14 protein-coding genes are annotated in these 13,220 nt (G+C 74.7%); 3 read left to right on the forward strand and 11 right to left on the reverse strand.

All coding sequences use genetic code 11. The features are described from left to right. Positions 1–150 precede the first annotated feature (150 nt). The 5 genes from ACIBPB_RS29010 to ACIBPB_RS29030 form a co-directional block, all read right to left on the reverse strand. Positions 151–1,398 carry a PQQ-binding-like beta-propeller repeat protein gene (locus tag ACIBPB_RS29010; protein WP_396842622.1) on the reverse strand — a complete coding sequence of 416 codons (1,248 nt, stop codon included), beginning with the start codon at positions 1,396–1,398 and terminating at the stop codon, positions 151–153. A 133-nt stretch (positions 1,399–1,531) separates the two neighbouring features. Then, positions 1,532–2,014 carry an SRPBCC family protein gene (locus tag ACIBPB_RS29015; RefSeq protein ID WP_396842623.1) on the reverse strand — a complete coding sequence of 161 codons (483 nt, stop codon included), beginning with the start codon at positions 2,012–2,014 and terminating at the stop codon, positions 1,532–1,534. A 114-nt stretch (positions 2,015–2,128) separates the two neighbouring features. Continuing rightward, a complete protein-coding gene (locus ACIBPB_RS29020; RefSeq protein ID WP_396842624.1) occupies positions 2,129–2,338 on the reverse strand; it encodes a DUF397 domain-containing protein in 210 nt (69 codons plus the stop codon). 141 nt (positions 2,339–2,479) lie between these two features. Further along, positions 2,480–3,679 (reverse strand): fumarylacetoacetase, encoded by a 1,200-nt coding sequence (fahA, locus tag ACIBPB_RS29025; RefSeq protein ID WP_396842625.1) that lies wholly within the window; start codon positions 3,677–3,679, stop codon positions 2,480–2,482. A 76-nt stretch (positions 3,680–3,755) separates the two neighbouring features. Beyond that, a complete protein-coding gene (locus ACIBPB_RS29030; protein ID WP_396842626.1) occupies positions 3,756–4,622 on the reverse strand; it encodes a hypothetical protein in 867 nt (288 codons plus the stop codon). A 94-nt stretch (positions 4,623–4,716) separates the two neighbouring features. On the opposite strand from ACIBPB_RS29030, the gene ACIBPB_RS29035 reads away from it, so the two are divergent. Then, positions 4,717–5,883: a homogentisate 1,2-dioxygenase gene (locus tag ACIBPB_RS29035; protein WP_396842627.1), complete on the forward strand. Its 1,167-nt coding sequence runs from the start codon at positions 4,717–4,719 to the stop codon at positions 5,881–5,883. Between the two features lie 70 nt (positions 5,884–5,953). Here the strand turns inward: ACIBPB_RS29035 and ACIBPB_RS29040 are convergent, their stop codons facing one another. From ACIBPB_RS29040 to ACIBPB_RS29050, 3 genes are all read right to left on the reverse strand, one after another. Continuing rightward, positions 5,954–6,994 carry an NAD(P)-dependent alcohol dehydrogenase gene (locus ACIBPB_RS29040; RefSeq protein ID WP_396842628.1) on the reverse strand — a complete coding sequence of 347 codons (1,041 nt, stop codon included), beginning with the start codon at positions 6,992–6,994 and terminating at the stop codon, positions 5,954–5,956. A gap of 163 nt (positions 6,995–7,157) precedes the next feature. Continuing rightward, a complete protein-coding gene (locus ACIBPB_RS29045) occupies positions 7,158–8,177 on the reverse strand; it encodes a tetratricopeptide repeat protein (protein WP_396842629.1) in 1,020 nt (339 codons plus the stop codon). A 115-nt stretch (positions 8,178–8,292) separates the two neighbouring features. Next, the gene (locus tag ACIBPB_RS29050) at positions 8,293–9,648 is read right to left on the reverse strand and encodes a BTAD domain-containing putative transcriptional regulator (protein ID WP_396842630.1); all 1,356 of its coding nucleotides are present in this window, start codon (positions 9,646–9,648) and stop codon (positions 8,293–8,295) included. 187 nt (positions 9,649–9,835) lie between these two features. Here ACIBPB_RS29050 and ACIBPB_RS29055 point away from each other — a divergent pair, with 187 nt between their 5' ends. Beyond that, entirely contained in the window at positions 9,836–10,363 is a 528-nt protein-coding gene (locus tag ACIBPB_RS29055) for a hypothetical protein (RefSeq protein ID WP_357316731.1), read from the forward strand. Positions 10,364–10,443: 80 nt separating this feature from the next. On the opposite strand, the gene ispF is transcribed toward ACIBPB_RS29055, so the two are convergent. Genes ispF through ACIBPB_RS29070 form a run of 3 tightly spaced genes read right to left on the reverse strand, consistent with a single transcriptional unit; the run spans position 10,444 to position 12,178 of the window. Further along, positions 10,444–10,926 (reverse strand): 2-C-methyl-D-erythritol 2,4-cyclodiphosphate synthase, encoded by a 483-nt coding sequence (gene ispF / locus ACIBPB_RS29060; RefSeq protein ID WP_357316735.1) that lies wholly within the window; start codon positions 10,924–10,926, stop codon positions 10,444–10,446. A gap of 16 nt (positions 10,927–10,942) precedes the next feature. Then, positions 10,943–11,638: a 2-C-methyl-D-erythritol 4-phosphate cytidylyltransferase gene (ispD, locus tag ACIBPB_RS29065; protein WP_396842631.1), complete on the reverse strand. Its 696-nt coding sequence runs from the start codon at positions 11,636–11,638 to the stop codon at positions 10,943–10,945. Between the two features lie 54 nt (positions 11,639–11,692). Next, the gene (locus ACIBPB_RS29070) at positions 11,693–12,178 is read right to left on the reverse strand and encodes a CarD family transcriptional regulator (protein ID WP_007073334.1); all 486 of its coding nucleotides are present in this window, start codon (positions 12,176–12,178) and stop codon (positions 11,693–11,695) included. A gap of 328 nt (positions 12,179–12,506) precedes the next feature. Between ACIBPB_RS29070 and ACIBPB_RS29075 the strand changes: the two genes are divergently transcribed. After that, a complete protein-coding gene (locus tag ACIBPB_RS29075) occupies positions 12,507–13,217 on the forward strand; it encodes a hypothetical protein (RefSeq protein ID WP_396842632.1) in 711 nt (236 codons plus the stop codon). Positions 13,218–13,220: the final 3 nt, after the last annotated feature.

Consider the following 13,220-nt stretch of genomic DNA (forward strand, 5'->3'; position numbering starts at 1 on the left):
GGCTTCCCGCTGGGACGGACACTAGGCCACAGACACGTCGCCTTCGGCATGAAAGCAGACAAATCGCCCATCAGGCGGCGGAGTGCGGTGCTGGTTTCGCAGTAGGTGCCCACCAGGACGCCGGCCCGGATTGTCGAACGGGTGACCCGCTCATGTCGCGGCCAGCAACACCGCCTCGGCGGTGAGGAAATACCCCTGGTCGTCGTCGCCGGGGCCGGCCCGCTCGCGCAGCCGCTCCACCGCGAGGTAGCCGCTCGCGGCGTACGCCCGGCCGGGCGCCCAGCCCAGCCCGTCCTGACCGACGTTCAGCACGAACCGGGACCGTTCCGCGCCGGTGGCCGGATCGATCGTCACCAGGTCACGCCCCTCGGTCAGCAGGTGCACCCGCCCGGGCTCGACCGCCAGGATGCGCGCCGCGCCCAGGTCGGCCCGTCGCCACCGCTGGGCCCCGCTCCGCGCCGACCGGCCGGTCACCCCACCCGACGTGCCGACCACCCACTCGCCGTCCAACTCGGTGTCCGCGCCGTCCAGCGCGGGCGCGGCCACCGGCTCGCCCGGGCCGACCAGCCAGCCCCGGCCGGTGCCGTCACCGGGCCCCCCGGTACGCAGCCCTCGGCAGCCGGAGTGCCCGCTCCGGCAGCCGACCGGGGTGACCACCAGCGCGCCGGAGGTGTCCGGTGGCCGCCAGCGGGTGCGGACCGCCCCGGTCGCCGCGTCCCGGAACTCGACCGTCGCCGGCCCGGCGCAGCCGTCCACCCCGACCAGGTCACCGCCGGCCGTGGTGCCCACGTCGGTGCGGCAGCCGTGCCGCAGGTCCGCCTGCCAAAGCCGGCGGCCGTCGCCGAGCGCGTACCCGCCGATCCCGCCGGGACCGGCCGCCACCAGCACCGTCCGGCCGCCGGAGCCCCGGGCGACGTGCAGCCCGGCCGGATCCCAGACCGTGGCGGCGTAGGTGCGCCGGGGCGCCGGCACCGGCCCCGGCGCCGGCCCGTCCGCCCGCCAGGCCACCCGGCCGGTACGCGCGTCCAGCGCCACGAGCCGCCCGTCGGACCAGCGGCTGACCACCGTCGTGCCGTCGGCCAGCACCCCGTCGAGCCGGGCCGGCCAGCGCCGGTACGACCAGAACGGGGTGACCCGGTGCCGGCCGCTCGCCGGCTGGTCGGCGTACACCTGGCGGGCGCTGGCGTAGACGCGGAGCCGGCCATCGACGACCAGCGGCGCCACCGGCAGCCGGCCCACCACGCCGACCGGCGGGGTGGCCGCCGGCGGATAGGCCGCCCGGGCCACGGTGCTGACCTCGGCGGGCGCCAGCACCCGGTGGACCACGGCGGCGGCCGCCACGACGGCGAGCACCGCCACCAGCGCCACCACGCTCCGCCGCCCCCGGGCCTTCCCCATGCCGCACCTCCGCCCGGCACCCTACCCAGCCGCGACCCCGGCGCCCCGCGCAGCGCCGGACGCGCTGGACAGGTTCCGGTAGCCGACGCGGCGCCGGACGGGGCGGCCGCGGGCGGCGGGGTGACCGGGTGGCTCAGGCGGCCTCGGCGGACCGGTGCGGGCGCACGGCCCGGGCCAGGTCGGCGAGATCACGCCGGAGGGCGCCCTCGACCGCCCGGGCGGCCAGGCCGCCGAGGATCAGGGCGAGCACCCGACCGTACGGGGCGGTCGGGGCCGCCTCCTGCTCGACGGTGACCTCGGTGCAGCCGCGCCGGCGCCGCTCGACGGTCCGCAGCGTCCAGGTGATCCGGTAGTCCGCGCCGGTGCCCCGCGAGGTGAGCACCAGCCGGGCCGGGGCGACCGCCTCGACCACCACGAACTCCTCCGGCTCCGCCGCGCCGTCGGGCCGCGCCCGGGTCTCGCACCAGACGGTGCCCGGGCCGAACTCCCCCGGGGTGAGCACCTCGACCGAGCCGACCGCGGAGAGCCAGCCGGCCCGCGCGGGCAGGTCGGTGAGCAGCCGCCACACGTCGACGTCCTGGGCTTCGATGAATTCGCTGACCGTCACCGTCGACATGGCACCTCCCGTGTCGTCCACGGTACGGGGCGTGAACGGGAAACGGGGCGCGTTGCGGTGACAATTCCACCGCCGGTGCCCCGCGCGGGGCACCGGGGTGTACGGAGCCGGGGGTCAGCGGTCGAATGCGCCGGCCCGGATCCCGGCGACGAACGCGGTCCAGCCCGGTGGGCTCACCGCGAGCGCGGGACCGGTCTGGTCCTTCGAGTCACGTACCCCCACCACGCCGTGCGCGGCCACCACGTTGGTGGCCACCTCGACGCAGAGGCCCTGGTCGTTGGAGCGACTGCTGGTGCGCCAGATGGCGCCGGTCAGCTCGGTCATCCTCGTTCCCTCCTCGTTCCGCTCGGGCACGCCCGGGGCGCAGTGCCCCGGGCGTGCGGAATCCGCGTCGATCAACGGGGAACGCGCGACCGCTGGTCGCACAGCGGGTGCGACCGGGGAACGGGCGGACGGAAGGGCGACTCAGCGGGCCGGCAGGATGGTCCCGGTGACCTCGCCGAGGGCGATCGTGGTGCCGTCCGGGCCCGGGGCGGTGGCGGTGATGGTGACCGTGTCGCCGTCCTCCAGGAAGGTCCGGGTGGTGCCGTCGGCGAACGTGACCGGCTCGCTGCCGCCCCAGGTCAGCTCCAGGAACGAGCCGACCTGGCCGCGCTCGGGGCCGGAGACGGTGCCGGAGGCGTACAGGTCCCCGGTCCGCAACGACGCGCCGTTGACGGTGAGGTGGGCGAGCTGCTGGGCCGGCGTCCAGTACATGGTGGCGAAGGGCGGCTCGGCGACCCGCTCGCCGTTCCACTGCACCGCGAGGGACAGGTCGAGCCCGAGGTGCGGGGTGTCGCGCAGGTAGTCCTGGACCGGCGGGTCCTGGTTGGGGGCGGGCACGAAGGCGTCGGCGAGCGCCTCCAGCGGGGTGATCCAGGCCGACACGCTGGTGGTGAAGGACTTGCCGAGGAACGGCCCGAGCGGCTGGTACTCCCAGGCCTGGATGTCCCGGGCGGACCAGTCGTTGACCAGCACCACGCCGAAGACGTGGTCGGCGAAGTCCGCGACCGGGACGCGGTCACCGAGCCGGCTCGGCACCCCGACCACGAAACCCACCTCGGCCTCGATGTCCAGCCGGACCGAGGCCCCGGTGATCGGGCCCTGGGCGGTCGCCCGCTGGCCGGTCGGGCGGACCACCGGGGTGCCGGAGACCACCACCGTGCCGGCCCGGCCGTGGTAGCCGATCGGCACGTGCTTCCAGTTGGGCAGCAGCGCCGCCTGACCGGGACGGAAGATCTGCCCGACGTTCGAGGCGTGCTGCTCGGAGGAGTAGAAGTCGACGTAGTCGGCCACCTCGACCGGCAGCAGCAGCTCCACCGCGCGCAGCGGGATCAGCAGCGGCTCGACCGCCGCCCGGTGCGCCGGGTCGGTGAGCAGCTCGGTGAGCCGCTGCCGGACGGCGGTCCACTGGGGACGGCCGAGCGCCATGAAGTCGTTGAGGCTGGGCCGGCCCAGCGCGCCGGCGGCCAGCACCAGGCCGGCCGCCTCCGCGCCGGCCAGGTCCAGCACGAAGTCGCCGATCCGTACGCCGATCCGCGGCTCGCGGTCGCCGTGCCGGAACACCCCGTACGGCAGGTTGGTCACCCCGTACGGCGAGCCGTCGGCACCCGTCACCCAGCTCATGCCGTCACTCCGCTCCGCTCCGTGCCGCCATGAGGCACCATCGCACTGAACCTCCCGATTCGCTCGCTGCGCTCGCTCATTCCTCGTAGCCCCCGTTCACCAGCCCCAGCCGGATCAGATCGGTCAGTGGTTCGGAGATGCTGCACGAGCCGTACCCGATCCAGAGCGGGCGCTCGTCGTCGCGGTGCGCCCGGACCCGCTCGACCACCCGCACCGCGTCGGTGGCGGCGAGCAGTTCGGCGACCTCGTCCACCTCCGCGCCCCCGGCGGCGGCCAGCGTCGCGGTCAGCACGTTGACGAAACCGTGGTGGGTGAAGCCGGTCTCCGGGTCGCGGTGGCGGATCGCGTGGTGCAGCCCGGCGGTCAGCTTGAACGGCAGCTCCCGGTCTCGGCAGGCGCAGATCACCGCGGCCAGCTCGACCGGGGTCGGGAACAGCTCGGCGGCCAGCCCGCCGGTGCGGAACTTGGCCGCGACGGGCAGCCCGCCGGCCCGCGCGTCGGCGACCGTGTCCAGCGCACCCATCAGCCCGAAGGTCAGCGGGATCTCGGCGTAGACGGCCGTGCCGCCCCGCTGCTCGGCGAGCTTGATCAGCTCGGCCAGGCCGGGCTGCGGGTCCTCGCCCCGCTTGGCGACCGGCGCCTCGACCTGCCGGGCGGTCACCCCGTCGGGGGCCAGGAAGGACAGCGCGACGGGCAGCCGCTGCACGCCGGTGTCGCCGATCAGGCCGATCACGAACCCCTCGGCGGGGTCGACCAGGCCGCTCAGCTCGCCGGCCTCGATCACCGAGGCGGGCAGCAGCAGCGGGCCGACCAGGTCGGCGTACCAGGCGGCGCGGTGCCGGCGGTGGTCGGTCACCGCGTCCGGCGGCGCGGCACTGCCGGGCGGGAAGACCGCGGCGTCGTCCACCAGGCCGGCGAGGAGGCGGGGCACCTGCGTTGACACGAGACAAGAATCTACGGGACGCTACAAGGAACGGACAACAGCGTCCGATTATCGGACGTCACCGGCCGGAGAACGGGACATATCGGGAGGCGAGATGCCGTACTACCGCAGCATCGGCGAGGTGCCCCGCAAGCGGCACACCCAGTTCCGCCAGCCCGACGGCAGCCTCTACGCGGAAGAGCTGGTCGGTCAGGAGGGCTTCTCCTCCGACTCGTCGCTGCTCTACCACCGGCACGCGCCGACCGCGATCGTGGCCGCCGAGGAGTTCACCCCGCCCGCGGTCACCCGGGCACCCAACCTGCCGCTGAAGCCGCGCCACCTGCGCACCCACAAGCTCGACGCGGCCGGCGCCGACCCGGTGCTCGGCCGGCAGTACCTGCTCGCCAACGATGACGTCCGGATCGCGTACGTGCTGGCCGACCGGCCCTCCCCGCTGTTCCGGGACGCCACCGGCGACCACTGCCTCTACCTCGAGTCGGGATCGCTGCGGGTCGAGTCGCCGTTCGGCGTGCTGGAGGCGGTGGCCGGCGACTACGTCATCATCCCCACCTCGACCATCCACCGCCTGGTGCCCACCGGCGACCAGCCCACCCGGCTGCTCGCCATCGAGGCGGCCGGGCACGTCGGGCCGCCCAAGCGCTACCTCTCGGTGCGCGGGCAGTTCCTGGAGCACTCGCCGTACTGCGAGCGCGACGTCCGCGGGCCGGACGAGCCGCTGCTGGTCGACGGCGAGGACGTCGAGGTGCTGGTCCGGCACCGCCGCGGGTGGACCCGCTACACGTACGCGAACCACCCGTTCGACGTGGTCGGCTGGGACGGGCACCTGTACCCGTGGGCGTTCTCCATCCACGACTTCGAGCCGATCACCGGCCGGATCCACCAGCCGCCGCCGGTGCACCAGACCTTCCAGGGCCCGAACTTCGTCATCTGCTCGTTCGTGCCGCGCAAGGTGGACTACCACCCGGACGCCATCCCGGTGCCGTACAACCACCACAACGTCGACTCCGACGAGATGCTCTTCTACACCGGCGGCAACTACGAGGCCCGGCGCGGCTCCGGCATCGAACAGGGCTCGATCTCGCTGCACCCCTCCGGCTTCACCCACGGCCCGCAGCCCGGGGCGGCGGAGCGGGCGATCGGGGTGGACTTCTTCGACGAACTGGCGGTCATGGTGGACACCTTCCGCCCGCTGGACCTCTGCGCCGCCGCCACCGCCTGCGAGGACGACGGGTACGCCTGGACCTGGGCGCGCCGCGGCTGACGTACCGACGGAAGGGGCCGCGTCCGATCGGACGCGGCCCCTTCCCGACTCCGGCCCCCGCCGGCGGCGGTCAGAACGTCGAGGCGTCGATGACGAAGCGGTAGCGCACGTCCGAGGCGAGCACCCGCTCGTACGCCTCATTGATCTGCTCGGCCCGGATGACCTCGATCTCGGCGCCGAGCCCGTGCTCGGCGCAGAAGTCGAGCATCTCCTGCGTCTCGGCGATGCCGCCGATCATCGAGCCGGCGAACGACCGCCGGGCCGGGATGAGCGAGAACGCCAGCACCGACAGCGGCTCCTCCGGCGCGCCGACGTTGACCAGCGTCCCGTCCACCGCGAGCAGCCCCAGGTACGCGTCCAGGTCGATCTTCGCGCTGACCGTGTTCAGGACGACGTCGAAGGAACCCGCCAGCCTGGCGAAGGTCTCCTCGTCCCCGGTGGCGTAGTAGTGGTCGGCGCCGAGCCGCAGCCCGTCCTCCTGCTTCTTCAGCGACTGGGACAGCACGGTCACCTCGGCGCCCATGGCGTGCGCCAGCTTGACGGCCATGTGACCGAGCCCGCCGAGACCGATGACCGCCACCCGGCTGCCCCGGCCCACGCCCCAGTGCCGCAGCGGCGAGTACGTGGTGATGCCCGCGCAGAGCAGCGGCGCCGCCACGTCCAGCGCGAGACCGTCCGGGATCCGCAGCACGAAGTCCTCGGTGACCACGATGGCCTGGGCGTAGCCGCCCTGGGTCGGCCGGCCGTCCCGGTCCACCGCCCCGTACGTGCCGACGTTGCCGTTGAGGCAGTACTGCTCCAGGCCCTTGCGGCAGTTGTCGCACTCGCGGCAGGAGTCGACCATGCAGCCGACGCCGACCCGGTCGCCGGCGGCGAACTTCGTCACCTCGGCGCCGACCTCCCGGACCACGCCCGCGATCTCGTGGCCGACCACGATCGGGTAGTTGGTGGCGCCCCACTCGCTGCGCGCGGTGTGGATGTCGGAATGGCAGATGCCGGAGAACGCGATGTCGATGAGCACGTCGTGCGGCCCGAGGTCGCGCCGCTCGATGGTGGTCGGGGTGAGTGGTCCGGTCGCGGACGTCGCCGCGTAGGCGTTGACGGTCAGCACAGTTCTCCGCTTCCTGCAGACGTACGGGATGATGCGTGGCTCGCGGCGCCACCGCCCGCACCGGCGGGCGCCCAGGACAAGCCAACGCTTCGACCATTCCTACCCCCGCGCCGCCCCCACCCACACGTAGCCAGGCTCACCCCGGAGACCGGGAATAACCACGTCAGCGCCGGACCAGCACGGCGAACGACGCGACCGTCGCCGCGATCACCGCCGCCACCAGCGGCCACGGCCCGCCGAGCAGCGCGTAGAGCAGCAGCAGCGCCGGGGCGGCGGCCGTCGCGTACAGCGCCACGGCCAGGCTCCGGTCGGACCGGACCAGCCCCGGCAGGACCGTCCCGAGCAGGTCGGGCAGCCGGGCCGCGTACCGCCAGCCGACCAGCGCCCCGCCGAGCGCGGCCACCCCGGCGAGGATCCGGGACGGTCCGGGCGCCGCCGGGGCCAGGAAGGCGACCAGCACCGTGGCCACCAGCGACCAGCCGGCGGCGTGGAGCACCATCCGGCGCAGTCCGTCACCGATCGTCCGGCGGGCGTCGCCGCGCGCCGGGTCCATGGCGGCCGCCTCGGTCAGGTGCTCCAGGGCCTCGGCGTAGCGCCGCTGGTCCAGCCGGATCACCCCCAGGTCGTGGCGCGCCTCGGCCAGCTGCGGGTCCAGCCGCAGCGCCTCCCGGTAGGCCCGCTCGGCCAGGTCGAACAGCGCCAGCCGGGCGGCCACCAGGCCGAGCACCAGGTGCGCCTGCGGCTCCTCCGGCACCAGCTCGACCCCCCGCCAGGCGGCGTCCAGCGCCGGTTGGCCGTTGCGTGCGCCGGACAGGATCGCGGCGGCGCTGCGCTGGGCGTACGGGTCGGTCGGGCCGAGCGCCAGGATCTGGTCGGCGGTGGTCGCGGCCTCCTTCCACCGCTGCAGGTCGGCCAGCGCGAAGCCCCGTGCCACCAGCGCCGGTACGGCGTCCGGGGCGACCGCCAGAGCCGCCTCGGCGGCGTCCAGCGCCTCGGCCGCCCGGTCGCCGGCGAGGTGCATCCGGGCCAGCATGGTCAGCGCGTCGGCGTGGCCCGGCTCGGCGGCGATCAGGAAGCTGAGCTCACCGATCGCCTCGTCGTACCGGCCCAGCTCGGCGAGGAGCCGGGCGCGCTGGAGGTAGCCGTCGGCGGCGGACTGGTCGGGGGCGGCGTCACTCGACATCCCGGCGAGCGTAGCCGCCCGCCCCCGCCCACGCCGGGTGGCACCGCCGGGGCGGCATCGGCCGCACGCACCGTCCGCCGTTCAGGCGCGCTGGCCGGCGGATCCGGCCGCGCGTTCAGGCGCTGTGGCAGACGGACCCGGCCGCCGAGTTGCCGCACGTGCCCAGGCTGCACCAGCGACGCAGCCCGCCCTCGTCCAGGAAGAGCCAACCGCACCGCTCGTCGGCGCAGCCCCGGAGGGCGAGCCGGCGCGGGTCGGCGAGCAGTTGGGCGGCGGACCACGCGACGGCGTGCAGGGGCGTCCGGAGCCCGGCGGTGAGTTCCGGCCACCAGTGCCCCCGGCCGTCGGTCTCGCGCCGGAACACCAGCACCTTGGCGGCGGCCTCCGCGTACCCGGCGACCACGTCGAAGGCCGGGCGGTCGTCCGGGTCGACGAGGCAGTCGTGCAGCGCGGTCCGCAGCCGGCGGGCCTCGGCGAGCACCTCCGCGGCCCCGCCCGGGTCCCGCCGGTCCAGGTGGATCAGCCGGCTCACCGAGACGTCGTCGAGGAGACCCGCGTGCCCGGCCCAGACCGCCAGGGTGCGGTAGCCGCGCAGCCACTCCGAGCCGGGCAGCGGGGGCTCCTGCCCCCAGCCGGCGAAGGTGTTGCAGAAGTCCAGCGCGGGATGGCCGCCGACGCTCCACGGCAGGCTCTCGTCGCGCACCCGCACCTCGTACACCGGCCGCCCGGGGCGGTCCAGCCGGTGGTCGCCGCGCAGGATCCGGCGGTGCACCTCGCGCAGCCGCGGCCCCGGTTCGACGCCCAACTCGTCCACCAGCACCCGCCGGGTCGTCCGGTACAGGCGCAGCGCGTCGGCCTGCCGGGCCCCCTGGTACAGCGCGGTCATCAGCACGCCGACGAGTTGCTCCCGGGTCGGGTACGCGGCGGCCAACGGCATCAGCTCGGTGATCGCCTGGGCGTGCTGGCCGAGCGCGAGCCGCGCCTCGGCGCGCAGCTCGACGGCGACCAGCCGCAGCTCTTCGACGGCGCCGTGCAGCCGCTCCCGCAGCTCACCGTCGGCCGCGTCGGCCAGCAGCGGCCCGCGCCAGAGCGCCAGCCCTCGGTCGAGCAGCCGCACCCGCTCGGCGGGATCGGCGGCCGCCCCGGCCCGCCGGACCAGCTCGGCGAACTCGTCGACGTCGACGCGGTGGCCGTCCGCCTCCACGAGGTAACCCTCGCCCCGGGTGCTGATCCGCACCCCGTACGGCGACAGCGACCCCCGCAGCCGGCCGATGTACGTCTGCACGGTGCCCCGGGCCGAGGCCGGCGGCCGGTCGGGCCAGAGCAGGTCGATCAGGCGTTCGGTGTCCACCACCCGTCCCGCGTCGAGCAGCAGCACCCCGAGCAGGCAGCGCTCCTGCCGCCGGCTGCCCACCTCGACCGGTTGCCCCTCGTGGCGTGCCTCGAAGGGTCCAAGTAGTCGGAAGTCCATACGGAAAGGACCGGCTGGCCCGGCGGGCGGGTTGTCAGGCGACGGTGAGCGGTTGGTGGGTGACCGGCGCCCGGCGGCCCGTCCGGCCGCGTACGGCGCCGCCGCGCCCGTCCCGCGGTGGTGATCCCGTGGTGAGCCGGGCCGCGCATCCTGGTCCGGCCCTGAACCCCGTACGGATGGAGTGATCATGCGAATCAGGATGAAGGTGGCGCTGGCGTCGGCGGTCGCGCTGATCGGCGCGGCCCTGCCGGGTACGGCGTCCGCCGCGACCGTCGACAGCGCCCCGGGCGCCTGGGAACCGGCCCCGCAGGAGGCGTTCGAGCTGCCCGCCGGGGCCCGGTGCGAATTCGCGGTGCGGGTCGAGCCGATCGTCGACGAGGTACGGAAGCTGACCCTGGCGACCTACCCGGACGGCTCGCCGAAGCGGGAGTTGTACACCGGCGCTCTGATCGACCGGGTGACCAATCTGGAGACCGGCGCCACCTCCACGGCGGACGCGAGCGGCACCTCCCTGGTGGTCTACGGCACCGACGGGTCGATGACCTGGTACGTGACCGGTCCGGTGCTGCTCGGCTTCCGGGAGAACGCGGGCTCGCTGCCGAAGGGGCTGTGGATCGTCGACGGCCAGTTCGTGGTGCAGTTCGATCCCAGCTTCGCGAAGACCATCACGATGCTGCACGGCACGACCCACAACGTCTGCACCGACGTCGACTGAGCCGGCGGATCCGGTCCCGGGCCGTCCGGCACGATCCGCCGGAGCCCGGGCCGGCCGGCCCCGGCGAGTGGCCGCCCGGCTCAGTCGGCCGGGGCCTCGTACACCAGGGCCACCGCGATGCCGGTCAGCCCTTCGCCGCGCCCCGGGAAGCCGAGCCCGTCGGTGGTGGCGGCGGCGACCGTGACCGGGGCGCCGACCGCGGCGGAGAGCACCCGCTGCGCCTCCCCCCGGCGTGGGCCGATCTTGGGGCGGTTGCCGATCACCTGCACCGACACGTTGCCGATCCGGAAGCCGGCGGCCCGGACCCGCCGGGCGCTCTCGGTGAGCAGCGCCACTCCCGAGGCGCCGGCCCACTCGGGCTGGTCCACGCCGAAGTTCGCGCCCAGGTCGCCGAGGTCGGCCGCGGCGAGCAGCGCGTTGCAGGCGGCGTGCGCCACCACGTCGGCGTCCGAGTGGCCGGCCAGGCCGTCCTGGCCCGGCCAGTGCAGGCCGGCGACCCAGCAGGGCCGGCCGGGCGCGAAGGCGTGCACGTCGGTGCCGATGGCCACCCGAGGGACGATCATGAGCCGAGGGTACGCGTCAGACCCCGGCCGCCAGCAGGTACTCGGCCAGCGCCAGGTCGAACGGCCGGGTGATCTTGAGGGCCAGCTCCGACCCGGGTACGCAGAACACCGGCACGCCCTGCTTCTCGGCCAGGCCGGCGTCGTCGGTCAGCGGGTCACCGGCCGCCTCGTGCGCGGCGGCCAGCACCGACCGGCGGAAGCCCTGCGGGGTCTGCACCGCGCGGAGGGCGGACCGGTCGACCGTGCCGAGGACCCGCTCGCCGGTGTCGACCTCCTTGATCGTGTCGACCACCGGCAGGACCGGGATCACCGCGTCGTGGCCGGCGCGGACCGCCGCGGCCACCGACTCGACGAGTGCGGGCGGGGTGAGCGCCCGGGCCGCGTCGTGCACCAGGACGATCTCCGGCCCGGCCGGGACGGCGGCCAGCGCGGCGGCCACCGACGCCTGCCGTTCGGCGCCGCCGGGGACCACGGTCACCGGGGCCACCGGCGCGAGCAGCGCCCGCACCGCCTCGACGTCGGCCGCCGGGGCGGCCACCACGATGGTGTGCACCGAGGCGGCCGCCGCGACCCGGCGTACCGCGTGCACCAGCAGTGGCTCGCCGGCGAGCGGCCGGAGCGCCTTCGGAGCGCCGGGACCGAGGCGTACCCCGGCACCGGCCGCAGGAACAAGGACCGCGACGTCACCGCGCGGGTTGAGCTGCGCGGTCACGTCGCGGTCCTCGGATTTCTTTGCTACGGGTCGGGTACGACGATGCGGTGGAACTCAGGCCTCGGTCAGTACCTTGTCGAGCAGCGTCTCCGCCTCGTCCTTGGTGCTCTTCTCGGCCAGCGCGACCTCGCCGACGAGAATGTCGCGGGCCTTGGCGAGCATGCGCTTCTCACCCGCGGACAGGCCCCGCTCCCGCTCCCGGCGCCACAGGTCGCGGACGACCTCGGCGACCTTCAGCGGGTTACCCGAGGCCAGCTTCTCCAGATTCGCCTTGTAACGCCGCGACCAGTTGGTCGGCTCCTCGGTGTGCGGTGCACGGAGCACGTCGAAGACCTTGCCCAGGCCCTCTTCGCCGACCACCTCTCGCACACCCACGATCTCGGCGTTCTCGGCGGGCACCCGGACCGTCAGGTCACCCTGCGCGACCCTCAGGACGAGGTACTGCTTGGGCTCGCCCTTGATGACCCGAGTCTCGATTGCCTCGATGAGTGCGGCCCCGTGGTGGGGGTAAACAACGGTCTCGCCGACACTGAAAACCATAGGTTCGAAACCCCTTTCGCTGTGTCTAGGGTAACACGCTCAGGCACCGATGTCTCACCGCTGTCCTGACCGTTGGCGCAGCTCAGGGGCCCTGTGAGAGGTATTTCTTCAGCTTGACAGGCGGTCAAACCGATGGTTTCGACACGCTCCGTGACGATCGGATGACAACCCGGTACGAGTGATCGGAGCGTTGATATCTAGGGCGATGCGCTCCTTCCATGGTAGCCCTGGAATCCGACGTGCGCCCAGGTGTGGCGGTACGAGCGCCGGTGCGGGACGCTTGAGGCGGGCGCGACGTCCGCTCACGGAGACGGCTCCTGGGGGTCCGATGGGCATGCCTGACGCTGAAGGCCACGGGCCGCCGGACGGGCTGCCCGACCTGCCACCGGAGTGGGGTCGGGTGGTCGTTCCCGACGACCCCTCGGCGCTCGCCGAGGAGGCCCGCCAGGTCCGCCGCGAGCTGCGCCGCGAGCGCCGGAACTCCGGCGGGCGGCACGGCGCCCCGCGACCGGCGGTCCGCCCGCTGCGGCTGCCGCTGCTGGCCCTGCTGATCTCGGTGCTGGTGACGCTGAGCGGGTTGGCCGCCGTGACCTGGCCCCGCTCCACCCGCTCCGGCGGCAGCCCCACCGTCGTCCCCTTCCCGAGCGCCACCCCCGGCCCGGTCGGGCCGGTGCCCGCGCTGGACCTGGTCGACGCCGGCAACTCCCCGGTGCCGCTGCGCGGCCTGCTCCCCGCCATGATCATCCTGGTCGACGCCTGCGCCTGCCGGGAGCAGGTGAGCACGGCTGCGGCGACCGCGCCACGGGACGTCACCGTGCTCACGGTGACCGAGGGGCGCAGCGCCGAGGCCCCACCGGCGGCCGGCGTACGACCGCTCGCCGACCCGGCCGGCGGCCTCCGGGCCTACCTGCACCTGGCCCCCCATCCGGGCACGGCCGCCGCCCTCCTGGTGGACCGGGACGGCACCGTGGTCCGGGTGGTGCCCGAGCTGGGACCGGTCGAGGACTACCGCGCCGACCTGGTCGGACTGGCCGGCTGAGCG

It is taken from the genome of Micromonospora sp. NPDC049836, from assembly GCF_044465125.1.
Classification (GTDB): domain Bacteria; phylum Actinomycetota; class Actinomycetes; order Mycobacteriales; family Micromonosporaceae; genus Micromonospora.

Coding starts and splice junctions, on each gene's coding strand:
- ACIBPB_RS29010 (WP_396842622.1), bottom strand. CDS start 1,398: ATGGGGAAGGCCCGGGGGCGGCGGAGCGTGGTGGCGCTGGTGGCGGTG.
- ACIBPB_RS29015 (WP_396842623.1), bottom strand. CDS start 2,014: ATGTCGACGGTGACGGTCAGCGAATTCATCGAAGCCCAGGACGTCGAC.
- ACIBPB_RS29020 (WP_396842624.1), bottom strand. CDS start 2,338: ATGACCGAGCTGACCGGCGCCATCTGGCGCACCAGCAGTCGCTCCAAC.
- fahA (WP_396842625.1), bottom strand. CDS start 3,679: ATGAGCTGGGTGACGGGTGCCGACGGCTCGCCGTACGGGGTGACCAAC.
- ACIBPB_RS29035 (WP_396842627.1), top strand. CDS start 4,717: ATGCCGTACTACCGCAGCATCGGCGAGGTGCCCCGCAAGCGGCACACC.
- ACIBPB_RS29045 (WP_396842629.1), bottom strand. CDS start 8,177: ATGTCGAGTGACGCCGCCCCCGACCAGTCCGCCGCCGACGGCTACCTC.
- ACIBPB_RS29050 (WP_396842630.1), bottom strand. CDS start 9,648: ATGGACTTCCGACTACTTGGACCCTTCGAGGCACGCCACGAGGGGCAA.
- ACIBPB_RS29055 (WP_357316731.1), top strand. CDS start 9,836: ATGCGAATCAGGATGAAGGTGGCGCTGGCGTCGGCGGTCGCGCTGATC.
- ispF (WP_357316735.1), bottom strand. CDS start 10,926: ATGATCGTCCCTCGGGTGGCCATCGGCACCGACGTGCACGCCTTCGCG.
- ACIBPB_RS29070 (WP_007073334.1), bottom strand. CDS start 12,178: ATGGTTTTCAGTGTCGGCGAGACCGTTGTTTACCCCCACCACGGGGCC.
- ACIBPB_RS29075 (WP_396842632.1), top strand. CDS start 12,507: ATGGGCATGCCTGACGCTGAAGGCCACGGGCCGCCGGACGGGCTGCCC.